This window comes from Phyllobacterium trifolii (assembly GCF_014192095.1).
Lineage (GTDB): Bacteria > Pseudomonadota > Alphaproteobacteria > Rhizobiales > Rhizobiaceae > Phyllobacterium > Phyllobacterium trifolii.
The window spans coordinates 196,158-213,963 of record NZ_JACHXN010000010.1; the positions used below are offsets into that span (position 1 = coordinate 196,158).

18 protein-coding genes are annotated in these 17,806 nt (G+C 56.1%); 12 read left to right on the forward strand and 6 right to left on the reverse strand.

Annotation, left to right across the window (positions count from 1 at the left end):
* Nucleotide 1 precedes the first annotated feature (1 nt).
* Nucleotides 2-898 (reverse strand): carbohydrate ABC transporter permease, encoded by an 897-nt coding sequence (locus tag FHS21_RS16755; RefSeq protein ID WP_183663165.1) that lies wholly within the window; start codon nt 896-898, stop codon nt 2-4.
* A gap of 82 nt (nt 899-980) precedes the next feature.
* Nucleotides 981-2,318: an extracellular solute-binding protein gene (locus FHS21_RS16760; protein ID WP_183663167.1), complete on the reverse strand. Its 1,338-nt coding sequence runs from the start codon at nt 2,316-2,318 to the stop codon at nt 981-983.
* Between the two features lie 239 nt (nt 2,319-2,557).
* On the opposite strand from FHS21_RS16760, the gene FHS21_RS16765 reads away from it, so the two are divergent.
* Together FHS21_RS16765 and ggt are read left to right on the forward strand one after the other, a co-directional pair.
* Nucleotides 2,558-3,280: a glutathione S-transferase gene (locus tag FHS21_RS16765; protein ID WP_183663170.1), complete on the forward strand. Its 723-nt coding sequence runs from the start codon at nt 2,558-2,560 to the stop codon at nt 3,278-3,280.
* A gap of 100 nt (nt 3,281-3,380) precedes the next feature.
* Complete coding sequence (gene ggt / locus FHS21_RS16770; protein ID WP_224506467.1) at nt 3,381-5,111, forward strand: gamma-glutamyltransferase; 1,731 nt, start codon at nt 3,381-3,383, stop codon at nt 5,109-5,111.
* 35 nt (nt 5,112-5,146) lie between these two features.
* Here the strand turns inward: ggt and FHS21_RS16775 are convergent, their stop codons facing one another.
* Complete coding sequence (locus FHS21_RS16775; RefSeq protein ID WP_183663173.1) at nt 5,147-6,322, reverse strand: aminotransferase; 1,176 nt, start codon at nt 6,320-6,322, stop codon at nt 5,147-5,149.
* Nucleotides 6,323-6,331: 9 nt separating this feature from the next.
* The gene (gene gcvA / locus FHS21_RS16780; RefSeq protein ID WP_183663176.1) at nt 6,332-7,378 is read right to left on the reverse strand and encodes a transcriptional regulator GcvA; all 1,047 of its coding nucleotides are present in this window, start codon (nt 7,376-7,378) and stop codon (nt 6,332-6,334) included.
* A 212-nt stretch (nt 7,379-7,590) separates the two neighbouring features.
* Between gcvA and speB the strand changes: the two genes are divergently transcribed.
* The 10 genes from speB to FHS21_RS16830 all read left to right on the forward strand — a co-directional run bounded on the left by speB (nt 7,591) and on the right by FHS21_RS16830 (nt 16,626).
* Nucleotides 7,591-8,652 (forward strand): agmatinase, encoded by a 1,062-nt coding sequence (speB, locus tag FHS21_RS16785; protein WP_183663179.1) that lies wholly within the window; start codon nt 7,591-7,593, stop codon nt 8,650-8,652.
* Between the two features lie 44 nt (nt 8,653-8,696).
* Nucleotides 8,697-9,494 (forward strand): transporter substrate-binding domain-containing protein, encoded by a 798-nt coding sequence (locus FHS21_RS16790; RefSeq protein ID WP_183663182.1) that lies wholly within the window; start codon nt 8,697-8,699, stop codon nt 9,492-9,494.
* Nucleotides 9,495-9,497: 3 nt separating this feature from the next.
* Nucleotides 9,498-10,166: an amino acid ABC transporter permease gene (locus FHS21_RS16795; protein ID WP_183663185.1), complete on the forward strand. Its 669-nt coding sequence runs from the start codon at nt 9,498-9,500 to the stop codon at nt 10,164-10,166.
* The gene (locus FHS21_RS16800; RefSeq protein WP_183663188.1) at nt 10,163-10,813 is read left to right on the forward strand and encodes an amino acid ABC transporter permease; all 651 of its coding nucleotides are present in this window, start codon (nt 10,163-10,165) and stop codon (nt 10,811-10,813) included. The genes FHS21_RS16795 and FHS21_RS16800 overlap by 4 nt, the downstream gene beginning before the upstream one ends.
* A gap of 77 nt (nt 10,814-10,890) precedes the next feature.
* Nucleotides 10,891-11,979, forward strand: coding sequence for an ABC transporter substrate-binding protein (locus tag FHS21_RS16805; RefSeq protein WP_183663191.1), 1,089 nt, complete (start codon nt 10,891-10,893; stop codon nt 11,977-11,979).
* A 76-nt stretch (nt 11,980-12,055) separates the two neighbouring features.
* Nucleotides 12,056-13,093, forward strand: coding sequence for an ABC transporter ATP-binding protein (locus FHS21_RS16810; RefSeq protein WP_183663194.1), 1,038 nt, complete (start codon nt 12,056-12,058; stop codon nt 13,091-13,093).
* The gene (locus tag FHS21_RS16815) at nt 13,090-13,944 is read left to right on the forward strand and encodes an ABC transporter permease (protein ID WP_183663196.1); all 855 of its coding nucleotides are present in this window, start codon (nt 13,090-13,092) and stop codon (nt 13,942-13,944) included. Before FHS21_RS16810 ends, FHS21_RS16815 begins: the two co-directional genes overlap by 4 nt.
* On the forward strand, nt 13,941-14,741 hold the full coding sequence (locus FHS21_RS16820; protein ID WP_112531388.1) for an ABC transporter permease: 801 nt from the start codon (nt 13,941-13,943) through the stop codon (nt 14,739-14,741). The genes FHS21_RS16815 and FHS21_RS16820 overlap by 4 nt, the downstream gene beginning before the upstream one ends.
* Nucleotides 14,738-15,517, forward strand: a complete 780-nt coding sequence (locus FHS21_RS16825; protein WP_183663199.1) for a carbon-nitrogen hydrolase family protein — start codon at nt 14,738-14,740, stop codon at nt 15,515-15,517. The genes FHS21_RS16820 and FHS21_RS16825 overlap by 4 nt, the downstream gene beginning before the upstream one ends.
* A complete protein-coding gene (locus tag FHS21_RS16830) occupies nt 15,514-16,626 on the forward strand; it encodes an NAD(P)/FAD-dependent oxidoreductase (protein WP_183663202.1) in 1,113 nt (370 codons plus the stop codon). The genes FHS21_RS16825 and FHS21_RS16830 overlap by 4 nt, the downstream gene beginning before the upstream one ends.
* On the opposite strand, the gene FHS21_RS16835 is transcribed toward FHS21_RS16830, so the two are convergent.
* Both FHS21_RS16835 and FHS21_RS30430 read right to left on the reverse strand, forming a co-directional pair.
* Nucleotides 16,627-17,538: a LysR family transcriptional regulator gene (locus FHS21_RS16835; RefSeq protein ID WP_183663205.1), complete on the reverse strand. Its 912-nt coding sequence runs from the start codon at nt 17,536-17,538 to the stop codon at nt 16,627-16,629. It abuts the gene before it with no gap.
* Nucleotides 17,539-17,573: 35 nt separating this feature from the next.
* Complete coding sequence (locus tag FHS21_RS30430) at nt 17,574-17,801, reverse strand: hypothetical protein (protein WP_112531384.1); 228 nt, start codon at nt 17,799-17,801, stop codon at nt 17,574-17,576.
* Between the last annotated feature and the right edge of the window lie 5 nt (nt 17,802-17,806).

Here is a 17,806-nt window from a genome sequence, read left to right on the forward strand (position 1 = left end):
CCTATTTGTAATGGACGCGCCGCTCAACGAAGCGGAACTGAATGAAGGTGAAGACCATGATCAGGCCTATGAGGATCAGGCTTTGAGAGGCTGCGCCAGAATAGTTGAGGCCCTGGAATGCCTCGCTGACGATGCGATACACCATGACGTTTGTCGCCCCGTTCGGGCCACCTTCAGTCGTCAGATCGACAATACCATAGGTGTCAGGACCGACGAAGCTTTCGGTAAGATTGAGCACCAGCAAGAAGAAAAGTGTCGGCGCAAGCAGCGGGATCTGCAGATCGATGGCTCTGCGCACCGGACCGGAGCCATCCATCGACGATGCTTCAATCAGACTGCGCGGGATTGATTGAAGACCCGCGGTCATGAAGATGAAATTATAGCCGATCCATTTCCACGCAAAACAGATGATCACCAGGATCATTGCATGGCTGCCAAACTTGGCCGGGTTCCACAAATCCGGCGACCACGTGTTGACGATGGCGATCAAGCCGCTTTCGGGAGCGAAGATGAAACGAAATGCGAGTCCGACGGCGGGAGCCGCAATGGCATAGGGCCAGATGTAGAAAAACCTGAATATGCCTGAGCCTTTCAGCTGGCGATCCACACAGATCGCGAGCACGAAAGCAATGAACATCGAAAGCGCGGTTGCGGTAAAGGCAAAGACAAGACTGAGCGCAACCGATTGCCAATATTCGCGGTCCGCAAAAACGTCACGGAAATTGTCCCACCCGACAAAGAGGCGATCGCCTGCCCCGCCGAACGCCGGCTCCAGGGAAAACGCCCAGGTGAGAACCGACGTTGCCGGCCAATAGAAGAAAAAGAAGATCAATAGTAGCTGCGGCAATGCGAACAAGATGGGCAACCACCAGCTTTTGAAAACAGCACGCTTGTTCATGGATTCGACCGGTCCCGTATCTTGTCAGTTGGCAAACCAAATGGCCCGGACGCGGAACGCTCCGGGCCATGAGAGAAGTTGACTAATTCAGTGTCTGACCGGCATAGGTCTTTTCGAAGCGGCGGATAATGGCGTTACCACGCTCGACTGCCTGGTCGAGACCGGCCTGAACCGTCATCTTGCCGAAGAAGATACCTTCCATCGCATTGGAGATTTCCTTGCGGATCTGCGGGAAGCCACCGACGCGGATGCCACGGGTAAGATCGCCGGCCGGCGTATAGGTCAGGCTCTCAATAGCTTTCTCACGGCCTGCAAACTGCGGCTTCTCATAAAAGCCGTTGGCTTTCATCGCGTCGAAACCGGTCTTGGTGACGGGGATGTAACCTGTGACTGTCGACCACCATTCAACCATATCCGGCTGGGCGATGAAGTTGAGGAAAGCTGCTGCGCCTTTATATTCGGCTTCAGGACGGTTCTTCAGAACCCAGAGAGACGCGCCGCCGACGAGAGAGTTCTTGCGCTCGGTACCTTTCCAGACCGGAAGCATCGTCACGGCCCACTTGGTGCCCGGCTTGATCGTCTTGCCAATCGTTCCGTGATCGGCGACCGACGACTGAATCATCTGGCAGGTCTGCGATGCGAAGGCCGGTACGACATCCATGCCGAGCTGGGCAGTCTTGACCTGAAACAGGCCTTCATCCGTCATTTTCTTGAAGAATGTCAGCTGGTCCACAACTTTGGTCTTATTGAAGACAAGCTCGGTGTCGAGACCGTCATAGCCATTGTTCTTGGTAGCGATCGGCTGATTGTGGATTGCCGAAAACTGCTCCACCGTCGCCCAGCTGTCGAAACTGAAGCCGAGGGGGCAATCAAAGCCTGCCGATTTCAGCTTGCGCGCATCGGCTTCCACGTCTTCCCAGGTCTGCGGTGCACCATCGATGCCAGCCTTGGTAAAGGCGTCGATGTTGTAGTAGAACATTGCCGTCGAGGAATTGAACGGGAACGAATTCAGCACTCCCTTGGAGTCGGCATAATAACGCGCGATACCGCCGAAGTAGTTGTCCCAATCGATCTTGTAGCCGTTGTCTTCCATCAGCTTCTTCGCCGGAATATAAGCGCCGGACAGCATCAGATCGAGCGTACCAACGTCGAAGACCTGCACGATGGCCGGGTTTTTCTTGGCACGATAGGCGGCGATAGCGTTCTGGATGGTCTCTGGATAGCCATTCTGACTGGTGCAGACGATCTCATAATCTGACTGCGAAGCATTGAACTTGTCGCAGGTTTCCTTGACCCGCTCGCCAAGGTCGCCGCTCAGTCCATGCCAGAACTCGAATTTGACTTTTTCCGCTAGCGCCGGCGTGACGCCAAGGCCCAACGCCAAGGCCATTGCGGCGAATTTGACACCAAGATGTTTCATCTGAAGTCCCCGTTCCGAAATTGAAAATGAGTGTTCAGACAGCAAATTGAACAATGCAAAGCTGTCGCGACCGGGAATATGTCTAGGATCGCAATGTGAAAGTTTGATCGATTTGATGCGAAACTATTGTGACAATGCACAGCTGCCTAACACTCATCAAAAATCTGCGTGCTTTAGCGCTGGTCTCCGCCACATTCCCATGTTTCGATAACCCCAGACATGGCTGAAGGAGGATCTCTATGCCCTACGAACTCTATTACTGGGACGGATTGCAGGGGCGCGGCGAATTCGTGAGATTGGCCCTCGAAGAGGCTGGGGCTGAATATATAGACGTTGCGCGCCAATCGGATGGCACTGCAGCAATGATGAAGCTGCTTAAGAGCAAGTCCGCGCCCTACATTCCCTTTGCGCCGCCGTTTATCAAAGACGGTGATTTGATCGTATCGCATGTCGCCAATATACTGTTTTACCTCGGACCGAAGCTGGGCCTGGCGCCGAAAGACGAAGCATTGCGCTATACCGCGAATGGCTTGCAGTTGACGATCACCGACTTTGTGGCCGAGGTGCACGATACACACCACCCGATCGCGACAACTAAATACTACGAAGATCAAAAAGAGGCCGCGAAACAACGCTCGGCCGACTTCATTGAAAATCGCATCCCAAAATTCATGTCCTATTTCGAGCGCGTTCTCGAACAAAATCCTGAAGGCAATAAATTCGCAGTCGGTGCGAAACTCAGCTATGTCGATCTTTCCTTGTTTCAGGTCATCGAAGGGTTGCGCTATGCCTTCCCGAGAGGCACCAAAAATTTCGGTGAGCGGTATCCGAAAATTATTGCCGTACACGATGCCGTTGAAAAGCGACCGAACATCCAAAAGTATCTTGCTTCGGATCGCCGCCTCGATTTCAATGAGTCCGGAATTTTCCGTCACTATCCTGAGCTTGATCAAGACGCTTGAGCCATCCGTTCCGCTTCGTTTCGCTGGACATGCGTACAGGAAGAGTTCCACTTTGGGTCCTGTTATTCCACTGGGAGAGAGAATCATGGAGTGTGTATCTATGAGAACCGCTGTGTTTGCTTCAACATTCAGCATCAGCCTGCTGTCCGCTACGACAGGATTTGCTGCATCGCCAGAACCGGTGAAGGCCGAGCACGGCATGGTGGTCACTGCGCAGCATCTCGCATCGCAGGTCGGCGTGGATGTACTGAAATCCGGTGGCAACGCGGTGGATGCTGCTGTTGCTGTCGGCTATGCGCTGGCTGTCGTTTATCCCACGGCGGGCAATATTGGCGGCGGCGGTTTCATGACCATCCGTCTCAAAGATGGCAAGACCACTTTCCTTGATTTCCGCGAACGCGCGCCGATGGCCTCGACGAAGACAATGTACCTTGATGACAAGGGCAATATGGTCAAGGGTTTGAGCACAAATGGTTATCTCGCCGTCGGAGTGCCCGGCTCCGTCCTCGGTTTTGAAACTGCCCGAGCCAAATATGGCAGCAAGTCGCGGGAAGAACTTATGGGGCCCGCGATCCGTTTCGCACGAGACGGCTTTGTACTTGATCAGGGCGACATCACCTCGCTCCAGGGCGGCGCCAAGAAACTTGCCAAGGATAAAGCATCCGCTGACATCTTCTTGAAGCCGGACGGCAAAACCTACGCGATCGGAGAGACTCTGGTCCAGCCCGATTTGGCCGCGACTTTATCCAGCATCTCGGAGAAAGGCCCCGATGCTTTCTACAAAGGCGCAACTGCAGATGCCATCGTGAAAGCCAGCGCGGCGACAGGCGGCATTCTGGCAAAGGCCGATTTCGAACAGTACTCCGTGCGCGAACTTGAGCCTGTCAAATGCAACTACCGCGGTTATGATATCGTTTCCTCACCTCCGCCGAGTTCCGGCGGTGTCATCATCTGCGAGATCCTGAATGTTCTCGAAGGTTATCCGCTCGGCTATCTTGGATACGGTTCTGCCGAGACTGTTCACGCAATGATAGAGGCCATGCGCCATGCCTATGTCGATCGCAACACATCGCTTGGTGATCCGGATTTTGTCGATAATCCGGTGAAGAAATTGCTCGACAAGCAATACGCCAAGGAAATTCGCGAGAAGATCAATCCGTTCAAGGCCGGGGTATCGCAGGAACTGATGCCAAAGGGCTTTGGCGAAAGTAAAGAGACGACACATTATTCCATTGTCGACGACGAGGGAAACGCAGTGGCTGTCACGTATACGCTCAATGGCTCCTTCGGCGCGGGTGTCGTGGCTCCCGGAACAGGTATCTTGCTTAATAATGAGATGGACGATTTCACGGCCAAGCCGGGTGCCGCCAATCTCTATGGGCTGGTGCAGGGAGAAGCCAATGCCATTCAGCCGAAGAAGACACCGCTTTCTTCCATGAGCCCGACGATCATTTCCAAGGACGGCAAGCCTTTCATGGTCATTGGCAGTCCCGGTGGCGCACGTATCATCACGATCACGCTCGAAGCCATTATCAATGTCATAGATCACGGCATGAATATCCAGGAAGCCATCGACGCGCCGCGTATCCACCACCAATGGCTACCGGACAAGGTCTATATGGAGCCCTATGCCCTCTCGTCTGACACGCGCAAAATTCTCACCGAGATGGGCCATGATGTCGAGATCGACAAGGACTGGACGATCTGGGGGCAGGCTGCCGGTATTCTGGTTGGCGGCGAGAGCCTCACCGACATCGAAGCAGGCAAAGGCGCACGCTACAACGGCGCTATAGACAGTCGATCAGGTTCTGGAGCGGCACTGGGTTACTGATTTACCAAGCTGGCGGACTGATCGCCATCGCTAGTTCACAGACTGATATCGACCATCCGGCCACGTAGCTGCCGGATGGTCTCGGCATCGGCATTGGCGAAGGCAAAGCGCAGGAATTGAGAGTGCTTTGCGCCAAAATATTCGCCGGGAATACTGAGAATTCCGGCCTTCTTGGCGAGATGCTCCGCAACCTCGGTCGATGACCGGTCTTCGAAAGGATGGCGGATGAAGGCGAAATAAGCGCCCATTGCTTCGAGCTTCCAGCCGTCAAGATCTGTCATCACTTCGGACAATGCCCTGGCGCGCGCTTCGATTTCCAACCGGTTACCTGCCCGCCATTGAACGAGCGCCGGCAAGGCCCGCGCCACGGCGCCCTGCGCGGCACGCGGCGCGCAGATTTGCAAATTGTCCATGATCTTGGCGATCTCTTCGACGACGTTTTCGCTGGCGGTCAGCGCGCCTAGCCGATGTCCCGGAATGCAGAAGGACTTCGAAAAGCTATAGAGCTGGATCAAATTTTCCTGCCAGCCCTCCTCCCTCAAGAGACCATGCGGAGCGCCGAAGTCGTTGGGTAGGAAATCGCGGTAGGTTTCGTCCAGAATCAGCCAAAGCCCAATCTTCCGGCAGACGTCGAAAATAGCTTTCAACTGTGCTGGCGGATAAACAGCACCCGTCGGATTGTTGGGTGTCACGAGAGCAATGGCGCGAACGCCAGGTGTCAGCGCACGTTCGACGGCATTCACCGTGGGAACAAAACCATTGGCAGAATCGCACACGATGAAGCCCGTTTTGATTCCCAACATCGACAGCGTCGTCTCATGATTGAAATAGAACGGATTGCTCATCAGCACCGTATCACCCGCTGCCGCAACAGCCATCACCGCGCAGATGAACGCCTGATTGCAGCCAGATGTGATGTGAATGTTGCCACCGGCAATCTCTGCACCATAGAGCTCGGACACGTGTGCCGCGTAGGCCTCGCGCAAAGCTGCCTCACCCTCGATCGCACCATAATTGGTGTAGGTAAGCGATGACGCAGCTTCGCCCAGCCAGCGCAGCATATCCGGATGCGGCGGGTAGCCGGGAACGGCCTGAGACAGGTCGATCAACGGGCCAAGACTGCCATCATAGGATTTGCCCCATGCCTGCACAGCCGGTATGGGCGGGGGCGACAAGCGGGTGACAAGCGGGTTGAGTAAAGCAACTGTCATCGGAATGTCCTATCGAATGTCGATTTTTGCGCGGCGTTTCAGCGCGCGATCCAGCCGTTTCGGGCGTGTCGTCGGGATGGATGGAGGTGTGGCCAGACGCTCTTGAGTACTGACCTTGCCGTTGCGTGGCCGGATGATCCGACGCGCCGAGGTTTGCGGTTCGGTGATTGTATCTGTCTCCAGCGAGGCAAACAGCCAATCGATGAAAACCTTGATGATCGGTGCGTTGCGCACCTCATTGCGGCAGGCGACGTAGAAGGCGTTGTTCGCCGGCACGGTTAGGTCAAATGGGACGATCAGTTCACCCTTGGCAATGAGATGGCTGGCGGTGATTGTATCGCCCAGCGCAACGCCTTGGCTGTAAACAGCCGCTTCCGTCGAAAGGCGCGCATCGCTCATGAAATGCTGTGCGCCACGGGCATGCTCGGTTGCATCGGCTGCGGCCAGCCAGGTGTTCCATTCCCGTCCATCATCGCCGTGCAGGAGCACGTGATTGCGCAGATCGCGCACGGAGCGAAGAGGCCGCATATTGAGCAGCGTTGGACTTGCGACGGGGAAGAGCTTGAGTGTCGTCCAAAGCCTTATCCAACAGTCGGCCCAATTGCCATGACCATAAAGCACGCAGACATCGACATCCGACGAGTGCAGATGATCTGGCTCGTTCGACGCAATCAGCGTCAGTCTGATGTCCGGATATTGCTCGGTAAACTGGTTCATCCGGGGAATGAGCCACAGCGAAAGCAGCGCGGGCACGCAGGTCACCGTGAGTTCACCGCTCGTCGTCGGGCGCTTGATCAGCGCAGTCGTCGCGGCAATATCCTCGAATGCTTTTGATACCGTCGGCAAGAGGAGCGCCCCTTGCGGCGTGAGCTTGAGACGTTGGGCGCCACGTTCAAACAGCTGGACGTCAAGAGTAGCCTCCAGCGCTTTTATCTGATGGCTGATTGCGCCGTGTGTAACATTAAGTTCACGCGCTGCGGCAGTCACGGAGCCATGCCGGGCAGTCGCCTCGAAGGCGCGCAACGGGTTCAGCGGGGGCAGGCGACCTTGCGTCATAGGATTCCATTAGCCGTCAATTGTCGGAAAGTCATGTGAGATTTATTCACACAATAAGCTATAACAATGTCAATTGCTTTTCTGTGCCTTTTGCACCGATAATACGTCCAACGAGGCAAAATGCCCGGGGAACAGACACCGACGGATATCTATCAGCAACACACGCCATATCCGTATTATCCCCGCGCACTTACGACATTGGGATACTTGTCATGGCATCTTGGGATGAGAAAAAGCTGAACGAACTGCGCGCGAAATATGGTGAGAGCCACGGCGGTGAGTTGTTTGATCCGACATTCCGCAAGGTCGCAGACAAGATCTTTTCAAAAAGCGGTACGCGCCTTGCACCATATTCGGGCATGCCGACCTTTCTGACCGCTCCCCATATGCCCGTCGATTCCAGCAATCCGGATTTCGGCAATCTCCAGGTCGCCATGGTTGGCGTGCCGATGGATCTTGGCGTTACCAATCGCACTGGCTCGCGTTTCGGCCCTCGAGCGCTCCGGACCATTGAGCGCATCGGTCCGTACAATCACGTTCTTGAATGCGCGCCTGTATTCGACCTGCGCGTTGCGGATATTGGCGACGTGCCTTTTGCCAGTCGTTACAGGCTCGAGCAGAGCCATGATGACATTGAACGTCACATCAACCAGATCGTCGAGGCCGGCGTTGTACCGCTCTCAGTAGGCGGCGATCATTCGATTACCCATCCCATCATGAAGGCTGTCGGCAAGAAGCGCCCGGTGGGCATGATCCATATCGACGCTCACTGCGATACGGGCGGCGCCTTCGATCAGACAAAATTCCATCATGGCGGTCCCTTCCGCAATGCGGTCCTCGACGGCGTGCTCGATCCGAGCCGTACGATCCAGATCGGCATTCGCGGATCGGCAGAATATCTGTGGGAGTTCTCCTACGAATCCGGAATGACGGTCGTTCATGCGGAAGAAGTAACCGGTCTCGGCATTCCCGCTATTATCGAAAAGGCGAGAAAAATTGTCGGCGATGGTCCTACCTACCTTTCCTTCGACGTGGACAGTCTCGACCCAAGCTTTGCACCGGGCACAGGTACTCCGGAAGTCGGTGGCCTGACGACGCGCGAAGTACTCGAGCTTATCCGCGGCTTCAAGGGTATCAACCTCGTCGGCGGTGACGTGGTGGAAGTCGCGCCACAGTATGATGCGACGACGAATACAGCCCATGCGGGTGCTCAGGTGCTGTTCGAAATCCTCAGCCTGATGGTGTTCAGCCCGTTCGTTCAGGGCAAGCGCTGATGCATCCAGAATCATCAATCACAATAACAACGAAGGGGAATAAAATGACAATCTACACAACACTGCGATCATCCTTTGCCGCCCTGCTGCTGATCAGCGGAGCGAGCATAGGTGCGGCCAATGCCGACGCGATCGACGACATCACCAAGGCGGGCGTCCTCAATGTCGGCGTCTTTGCCGACTTCCCGCCTTTCTCTTCCGCCAGCGCCGACATGACGCTTAAGGGCTATGACATGGACGTTGCCCAGGCGCTCGCCGATGCCCTGAAGGTCAAGCTTGTTCCAGTCAGTGTTACTGGACAGAACCGCATCCCCTATTTGACCGAGCATCGCGTCGATCTTCTTATGAGTGTCGGTTACAGCAAAGAGCGCGAACAGGTCATCGATTTTGCAGCAGCCTATGCGCCCTACTATATTGCCGTTATCGGTCCGAAGGCCCTTGAAGTGAAGAACAAGGACGATCTTGCGGGCAAGAGCATTGCCGTAAATCGTGGCACCTTGGAAGACACGTCGCTCACCGAGGTGGTTCCGGCTTCGGCCGACGTCAAGCGCTTCGACAACTACAACTCAGTGATCCAGGCTTTCATTTCCGGCCAGACTCAATTGATGGTAGTCGGCAATGATGTCGGTGCACAGGTTCTTGCACGCCAGGAAGCTCTGGCTCCCGAGCAGAAATTCCAGCTGCTGACATCGCCGTCGCACATTGCCCTCAACAAGAAGGAAGATCGCCTCAAGCAGGCCATCAACGACACCGTGGCCAAGATGCTGAGCGATGGCAGCCTCAACAAGAGCTCGGAAGCCTGGCTGAAGACACCGCTCAATCCTGAAAACCTCAAGGATTGATCTGTGGGCTATGCGCTCGACTTTGGCTGGCTGAATGGCGCAATCGGCATGATCGCCAGCGGCGCGGCGATGACGATCTTCCTGATCGCTGTCACCACGGTTGCTGGCGTCATCCTGAGCATATTCGGCGCCGCGGCCAAGCGCAGCCGCTATCCCATCTTGCGCAAGGCCGTCGCGGCTTATGTCGAGCTCATTCGCAATACACCATTTCTGGTGCAGCTCTTCTTCATTTTCTTCGGGCTGCCGCGGTTTGGCATTCGTCTTGATCCGGTCGTTGCCGCCATGCTGGCGATGACGCTGAACATGACCGCCTACACCACCGAGATCGTTGGTTCCGGGCTCGACGCCGTACCCAAAGGTCAGAGGGAAGCTGCGGCGGCGCTGGGTCTGCCGACGTGGCTCGTATTCATCAAGATCGTGCTGCCGCAGGCGCTGAAAGTCATTTTCCCGGCACTGACCAGCCAGATCATCATCATGATGCTGGAGTCGTCGGTTGTTTCGCAGATTGCGGTTCGCGAGCTCACCTACGAGGCGGACATGCTGCAGGCGCGAACTTTCCGCGCTTTCGAAACCTATTTCATCGTGACCCTGGTCTATCTCGGAATGAGCATCGGCCTTCGCCGTTTGTTGTTTGCTGGGGGACGACGCGCGATCGCCGGAGGCATGGCATGATCGAATTCACTTTCTGGGACATCGTGCGCAATCTGCTGCTGGCTGCTCGCTGGACAGTTCTGCTTTCAATCGTGGCCTTTGCCGGCGGTTCTATTGCCGGGGTGGCGATTTTGTTGCTTCGTATATCCAAGCGACGCTGGCTACGTCGCGCTGCCGAATACTACATCGGGCTCTTCCAAGGCACACCCCTGCTGATGCAGTTGTTCCTGTTGTTCTTCGGCCTGCCGTTGCTGGGCTTCCGTATTGAAGCGTGGACGGCCGCAGTCCTTGGGCTAACGCTCTGTGCAAGTGCCTACCTCGCCGAAATCTGGCGCGGCGGCGTGCAGTCGTTGCCAAGCGGCCAGTGGGATGCGGGCAGCAGCCTCGGCTTGCATTACATAGGGCAGCTGCGGCTCATCATCCTGCCGCAAGCGTTCGCGATTACACGGGCACCGACGGTCGGTTTTCTGGTGCAGTTGATCAAGAGCACTGCACTAACGTCGATTATTGGTTTTGAGGAGTTGGTGCGCACGTCGAATGCCATCAACAACGCAACGTTCGAACCTTTCACGGTCTATGGATTGGTAGCGCTAATCTATTTTGTTCTGTGCTATCCGCTGACGCGCTATACAAAGATATTGGAGCTCCGGACCGCTCGTCAGCATTGAACGACAGCTGAACATCAGACAAAAACAGAAGTGGGAAATCGGCCAGTAAACTGGCTTTTAAAAAGGAGATACGACAAATGGACACTTTTCTGAAGAAGAGCATCAGTCGCCGCACGGTGCTCGGCGCCGGCGTGATGGGTGCCGCCGTTCTGGCAATGCCAAACATCCTGCGCGCGCAGGACAAGTCGCTGAAGGTTGGCGTCTATGGCGGCTACTTCAAAGACTCGTTCGACAAGAACATCTTTCCGGAATTCACCAAGGCGACAGGCATTGCAGTTGAATCCGTCGCGGAGCCGACAGGCGAAGCCTGGCTCGTCCAGCTTGAGCAGGCTGCAAAAGCTGGAGCCGCTCCCGCCGACGTCTCGATGATGTCGCAGGTGGCAATGCTGAAGGGCCAGACGACCAAACTTTGGACGCCTCTCGATTTGGCAAAGATTCCGAATTCAAAGAACCTCATTGACCGCTTCGTCAACAAGTACCCCGATGGCTCCGTCGCGGGTATCGGCGCCGTCTCATGGTACATCACGCTCGTTACCAACACCGATGTTTACAAAGAGGCGCCCATATCATGGGCGGCTTTCTGGGACAAGGCCAACGCTGACAAGCTTGGCTTGCTTGCACTGGTGTCGAACTCCTTCCTCCTGGAAATAACGGCAAAGACCTTCTTTGGCAGCACCAACGCCCTCGATACGGAAGAAGGCCTGCTGAAGGCCTTCGATAAGCTTGCAGAGGTCAAGCCCAACGTTCGCTTGTGGTACCGTGACGAGGCCCAGTTCGAACAATCGCTGAAGTCCGGCGAAATTCCGATGGGTCAGTACTACCACGATGTGACGGGCCTCGCTGCCTCCGAGGGTCATCCGGTTCGTTCCACCTTCCCCAAGGAAGGCGGCGTTCAGGACTCCGGCTGCTGGGCTCTGTCGCGCGCGTCGAAGAAGGTCGACGAAGCACATATTTTCATCGACTACATGAGCCAGCCTGCCATTCAGGCGACGCTGTCGCGCAAGGTAGGTACTTCTCCGACAGTGAAACGCGAACTGCTCGATCTGAGCGACAAGGAATTCGCGGCTGTATCTTCTGATATCGAGCCGATCATTCCGCGCTATGACCTCTATACAACCAAGTCCGACTGGCTGAATCAGAAATGGACTGAGCTGATCGTCGGTTAATACACTGCGCGGCCTCATTCTTTGCTTGCTGCAAGGGGTGGGGCCGCCAAAACACAACCAAAGAGACGGGGGACTTATGTCCGGACTGGTTTTGAACAATGTCACCAAGCAATTCGGCGCATTCACCGCGGTCGACAATGTGCATCTGTCGGTGCCGCACGGTACCTTTGTTTGCCTGCTTGGACCATCCGGTTGCGGCAAGACCACGCTGTTGCGCATGATCGCCGGACTTGAAGACCCCACGAATGGCACGATCCTGCTCGACGGAGCCGATATTACGGACGTTCCGACGCACAAGCGGAATCTTGGAATGGTGTTTCAATCGCTGGCGCTGTTTCCGCATCTGAGTGTCGGTGAAAATATTGCCTACTCACTGCGCATTCGCGGAGCATCCCGCGAAGAGCAGAAAAAACGCGTCGACGAATTGCTCACCCTCATCCATTTGTCCGGCTATGGCGACCGGCCGGTGTCGAAGCTATCCGGAGGTCAGCGTCAACGCGTCGCTATCGCCCGGGCTCTGGCGCTGTCGCCGAAGATCTTCCTGCTCGACGAGCCGCTCTCTGCGCTGGACGCAAAGTTGCGCGAAGCCATGCAAGTGGAGCTACGGCAGCTTCAGCAAAAGCTCGGAATTACGACCATCGTCGTCACTCACGATCAGCGCGAGGCGATGACCATGGCCGATACGGTCGTGGTCATGAATGGCGGCCATATCAGGCAAGCGGCCTCACCGATCGAAATTTACCGCAAGCCTGCCGATACATTCGTTGCGGATTTCATCGGCTCGACAAATCTGATCGAAACTCAAGTCGACAGTTCCGGTGCGGCGACCATATTCGGCCATCGGGTTCAAGGCATTGTCCTGCCCGCCGGCGCACAGAAGGCCACGATTTCGGTGCGCCCCGAAGACGTCCACCTGACAGCACCCGGCAATGGTGCCATCGATGGAACAGTCACCTTCGTCCGCGATCTGGGCGGCACAATCGAAACGTTTGTCGAAGCCGGCGGCCAGCAGATCATTGCCGTATCAACCCCGCGCGAACGGCCCGAGGTTACTGCCGGCCAGGCCGTAGGCATCGCTCTGTCCCCTGATGTCTGCGTGGTGCTGAAGCAATGAAGCGCGAACCACCTCAATCCATCGCCGATTATGGGCCCCTGTTCTTTCCTGCCGGCATGCTGCTCATCTTCTTCGTTGTGCCTTTTGGCACGATGATTGCCGTCAGCTTCTTTCAGCGGCAGGAAGGCGGCTTCTACACACCAGCATTCGTCTTCTCCAACTACGAGCGCTTCCTCACCGCGTTCTTCGGGGGCGTACTCGGCTTTTCACTGATGCTTGCAGTGACCGTCGCGATCTGCTGCGTCGTGCTGGCACTGCCCTTCACTTACCTGCTTTCGCGGCTGACACGGCGCTTGCAGGTGATCTGGCTTGTTGCACTTCTCTCGGTGCTTTCGCTGTCGGAGGTGATTATCGGGTTTGCCTGGTCAACGTTGCTCTCGCGCACGGCAGGCCTCAGCAATTTGCTCGTAAAGATCGGGCTTCTTGAGCAGCCCGTCGCGCTGTTCCCGAGTTTCGGCGCCGTGCCGACAGGTATGGTCTATCAAGCCCTGCCCTACACGATCCTCGTGCTCTACCCGGCCATCGTTCGCCTCGATCCCACTCTGATGGAGGCGGCGCGAACCCTTGGTTCTTCGCCCATCCGTGCCTTTTTCAACGTACTGGTGCCTGCGCTGCGCAATACGATCATGGCGACGCTCATCATGGTTTTCATCTTCGCGCTCGGCTCGTACCTGTTGCCGCAGATCCTCGGCCGGCCGCAACATTGGACGCTTTCGGTTCTCATCACCGATCAGGCGATCTATCAGTCCAATATGCCCTTTGCCGCGGCGATGGCTGTTTTTCTTGTGCTGGTTACGCTCGGCCTCGTGGCATTGACATTGCTCATCGGCCGCAAGGGAGAAAAGGCATGACCCATTGGCTCAAGCGATTTTATTTCCTGCTCATCGGGCTCTTCCTCAGCTTGCCGCTGATCGTTGTGGCGGGCGTATCGGTCAATGCCAAGCAGACGTTGGCCTTTCCGCCACAGGGCTTTTCCCTCAGCTGGTATGGCGAAATCTTCGCCAACCCTGAGTGGCGCAGCGCGCTGATCGCCTCGGTCGTTCTGGCAACGACCTCGGCCGCGCTCGCTGTCCTAATTGCCCTCCCGTTGTCGTGGTTTCTGTGGCGTCGCATCGCGCCGTGGGCGAACATATTTCAGGTCCTTGGCATCGCGCCATTCACCCTGCCTCCGGTCATCACGGCACTCGGGCTGCTGACCTTCTGGGCGACGACAGGTTTCTACGGCCAGCCGTGGACCGCGGTCATCGGACACGCGATCTTTTTTGTTACTCTGCCATTGGTCACCTTATCGCTCGGCTTCTCGGCTATCGACCGCTCGTTTGTCGAAGCAGCCGCCACAATGGGTGCCAATGACAGAACCATTTTTCGCACGGTTGTGCTGCCGCTGATCCTGCCCTATCTCGTATCGGGTTACGCTTTCGCCTTCGTGTTATCGCTCAACGAATACATCGTCGCGTACATGACCGTTGGCTTCACACTGGAAACGCTGCCGATCAAGATCTTCAATGCACTGCGTTACGGCTACACGCCGACAATGGCGTCCGTGACCATACTTTTCGTTTTCACCGCTGCCGTCATCTTCTCTTTGGTCGCGAAGTTCGGCGATCTGCCCAAGCTGCTCGGCGCAATGGCGTCGGATGAATCATGATGCGTGTCGCAGCTCTGCAAATGCAATCGGTCTCCGGTGACGTGCAGGCCAATCTCGGGCGCATCGAACGAGCGGCTGTTGAGGCGGCTCAAGGCGGTGCTGACCTTTTGATTACGCCAGAACTTTGCATCACGGGTTATGGCGCAGGAGACGCAATCACCGCATTGGCTGAAACGGCGAATGGCGACCAGATCAAGGCATTGCAAGCCATTTCGTCGGCAAATGGCATCGCCATCGTTGCGGGTTTTGCAGAGCGTGTTGGCGCGGACGTTTATAACAGCGCTGCATTTGTCGATGGCCACGCCACACCTGCGATCTACCGCAAATCGCATCTTTACGGCGATTATGAGCGATCGCTCTTCAAGCCGGAAACACCTGTTAGTTGTATTGTCGAATTGAGCGGTCTGAAGCTCGGCATGCTGATCTGCTACGATGTGGAATTCCCAGAGAACGTCCGCCGGCTCGCCCTTGCCGGCGTCGACGCCGTGCTTGTGCCGACAGCTCTTCCTGCCGGCCCTTCCGGAACGTTCATCGCCAATCACATGATCCAAACCCGCGCCTTCGAGAACCAGATTTTCGTCGCCTACATCAATCATGCTGGTGCTGACGAACGATTTACGTTTGCTGGAAACTCACGAATTGCCGCGCCCGATGGCAGTCTGATCGCGGCCTGCAGCGATGATGCGGAAAGTTTAATTTTTGCGGATATCGATCCTGGCGCCTTCGCCGTATCCATCACCGGCAATCCCTACCTTAGAGACCTGGGTTCAGCATGACCGAAATAATCGAAACTGATGTCCTTGTGATTGGCGCGGGCATCGCCGGTGTGGGTGTCGCAGCCGCATTGGCCGACACACATAGGGTCGTGATTCTTGAACGTGAAACCCAGCCTGGATATCACTCGACCGGTCGCTCTGCCGCCATCTTCCTTCCCAACTACGGCAATGATGTTATTCGTGGATTGAACCAAGCCAGCGCACCGCTTTTCCAACAGCGCGATGTCGGCCTTTTTCAAGCGCCGTTGCTGACCGGGCGCGGGTCTCTAACCGTCGCTGGCGAAGATGGTATTGAGGCTTGCGAAGACTTTGTCCGCAATGGCGTTGGAATAGAGGCGATTGATATCGATCGCGCCATTGACATGGTTCCGATCCTTAATCGCGATCATGTCAAGGCAGCGTGCTACCAGGACGACGCTTGGGATATCGACGTCAACGCTCTGCATCAGGGCTGGCTGCGGAAAGCAACCGGGTTGGGCGTTCAACTTTACACAAAATGCGAAGTTGTTGGGGCTAACCGGGTCGCCGGTGAATGGGAGGTTGAGACGGGCGACCGCACATTCCACGCCAAAACCGTGGTCAACGCATCGGGTGCGTGGGCAGATATCACTGCTGGACTCTTCGGCGCTCGCCCGCTTGGACTAACGCCCATGCGGCGGTCCATTGCAGTATTGCCCGCTCCGGACGGCCATGACACCAGAAGCTGGCCGCTCGTGGATGACGTGAATGAAGCCTGGTACATGAAGCCCGATGGGGGACGAATGTTCGTTTCACCCTGCGATGAGACACCGGTTGATCCGCATGATGCTTATGTCGATGATATGATCCTCGCCGAAGGCCTCTATCGGTTCGAACAAGCCGTCACTATACCGGTCACCCGTGTCGAGAGCAGCTGGGCGGGTTTGCGCACTTTCGCGCCGGACCGGACGCCCGTGGCCGGTTTCGACGGTGAGGTCGATGGCTTTTTCTGGCTCGCCGGTCAGGGCGGTTACGGCATTCAAACCTCCCCTGCACTCTCGACGCTCGCAGCGGCGCTCATTGCGAGACGAGATCCGGAAAGGGCCATCGAAGCACTCCTCGCAAAACTATCGCCCGACCGCTTTGGCTGATCACGCCAGAAGCGATTGACCAGCAAATATCTCAGTCTGGTTCTCCAGTTCGGACTTGATGAAATTACTCAAAACGCGGATGCGCGGCGTGCTGACAATATCCTCGTGGCAAATCAGCCAATAGTCCCGGTTGAGATGGAGCTGCTTTGGCATGACCGGCACCAACTCGGGGTAATTGCAGGCGATGTAATAGGGGAGGATGCATAGCCCGAAGCCTGATCGTGTCGCGCTGAGCTGGGCGAAAATACTGGAACTCTGGTATAAGGCGCGCAACCCCGGCAAGATCTCGCGCATGTAGTCGAGGCCCGGCGTGAAGATCATGTCTTCGATATAGCCAATGAACTGGTGACTGGAGAGGTCTGACTGCTGTCTGATCTCCGGATGACGTGAGAGGTAGTCCTTCGATCCGTAGATGAACAGGCGGTAGGGCATCAGCTTTTCCTGATGGTACGGACCTGTCCGTGTCGCATGCAGCGTGATCGACAAATCCGCCTCGCGCCGCGAGAGCGACACGATCTGCTGGATCGTCACCATTTCAATGGAAAGACTTGGATAAGACTGCGCCATCAGCGGCAGCCGGTCCGCCAAGAAGAAATTGGCAAACCCTTCCAATATACTGAGACGGACGACGCCGCTCAGGGAAATCGTTCCCCCGGAAGCCTCGTTCTGGAATCGATCGGCCTCGCGCTCCACAATTTCGGCAGACTCGATAAGCTTCTCGCCGAGCGCCGTCAGGATATAACCACGCGGGTTGCGCTCGAACAGTCGCGCCGACAAGGCTTCTTCCAGCCGGTCTATCCTTCTTGAAACGGTGACATGATTGGTGCGCAGTCTTCGCGCCGCAGTGGTCAATTGTCCGGTACGCGCAACGGCGAGAAAATATTGCAGATCGTCCCAGGTAAACTGCCGCATGGCACTCTTTCAGTAAATGTACATTTTTGTACTTATTATGTGCATAAATAGATGTTTGTGTACCTATTTGTCAATGTTAGAGTTTTTTCGACATCATGGTTGCCGGTCGGAAGAAACAGCGCAATCATGGGGATGAGTATTGTCCGGCTTGGAAAGCCAAAGCTGGATTGAGGAGGATAAACAACTAGCGGGATGCGGGCGGGATCCGCGGCATCTCTATTGACGTTTTCAATTTGAACCGTTCCGTCCGCGACAGCCATCATGCGAT

What these genes read in the sequence shown, in the direction of transcription:
- FHS21_RS16755 (WP_183663165.1), bottom strand. Translation starts at nt 898, where the DNA reads ATGAACAAGCGTGCTGTTTTCAAAAGCTGGTGGTTGCCCATCTTGTTC.
- FHS21_RS16760 (WP_183663167.1), bottom strand. Translation starts at nt 2,318, where the DNA reads ATGAAACATCTTGGTGTCAAATTCGCCGCAATGGCCTTGGCGTTGGGC.
- FHS21_RS16765 (WP_183663170.1), top strand. Translation starts at nt 2,558, where the DNA reads ATGCCCTACGAACTCTATTACTGGGACGGATTGCAGGGGCGCGGCGAA.
- ggt (WP_224506467.1), top strand. Translation starts at nt 3,381, where the DNA reads ATGAGAACCGCTGTGTTTGCTTCAACATTCAGCATCAGCCTGCTGTCC.
- FHS21_RS16775 (WP_183663173.1), bottom strand. Translation starts at nt 6,322, where the DNA reads ATGACAGTTGCTTTACTCAACCCGCTTGTCACCCGCTTGTCGCCCCCG.
- gcvA (WP_183663176.1), bottom strand. Translation starts at nt 7,378, where the DNA reads ATGACGCAAGGTCGCCTGCCCCCGCTGAACCCGTTGCGCGCCTTCGAG.
- speB (WP_183663179.1), top strand. Translation starts at nt 7,591, where the DNA reads ATGGCATCTTGGGATGAGAAAAAGCTGAACGAACTGCGCGCGAAATAT.
- FHS21_RS16790 (WP_183663182.1), top strand. Translation starts at nt 8,697, where the DNA reads ATGACAATCTACACAACACTGCGATCATCCTTTGCCGCCCTGCTGCTG.
- FHS21_RS16800 (WP_183663188.1), top strand. Translation starts at nt 10,163, where the DNA reads ATGATCGAATTCACTTTCTGGGACATCGTGCGCAATCTGCTGCTGGCT.
- FHS21_RS16805 (WP_183663191.1), top strand. Translation starts at nt 10,891, where the DNA reads ATGGACACTTTTCTGAAGAAGAGCATCAGTCGCCGCACGGTGCTCGGC.
- FHS21_RS16810 (WP_183663194.1), top strand. Translation starts at nt 12,056, where the DNA reads ATGTCCGGACTGGTTTTGAACAATGTCACCAAGCAATTCGGCGCATTC.
- FHS21_RS16815 (WP_183663196.1), top strand. Translation starts at nt 13,090, where the DNA reads ATGAAGCGCGAACCACCTCAATCCATCGCCGATTATGGGCCCCTGTTC.
- FHS21_RS16820 (WP_112531388.1), top strand. Translation starts at nt 13,941, where the DNA reads ATGACCCATTGGCTCAAGCGATTTTATTTCCTGCTCATCGGGCTCTTC.
- FHS21_RS16825 (WP_183663199.1), top strand. Translation starts at nt 14,738, where the DNA reads ATGATGCGTGTCGCAGCTCTGCAAATGCAATCGGTCTCCGGTGACGTG.
- FHS21_RS16830 (WP_183663202.1), top strand. Translation starts at nt 15,514, where the DNA reads ATGACCGAAATAATCGAAACTGATGTCCTTGTGATTGGCGCGGGCATC.
- FHS21_RS16835 (WP_183663205.1), bottom strand. Translation starts at nt 17,538, where the DNA reads ATGCGGCAGTTTACCTGGGACGATCTGCAATATTTTCTCGCCGTTGCG.
- FHS21_RS30430 (WP_112531384.1), bottom strand. Translation starts at nt 17,801, where the DNA reads ATGATGGCTGTCGCGGACGGAACGGTTCAAATTGAAAACGTCAATAGA.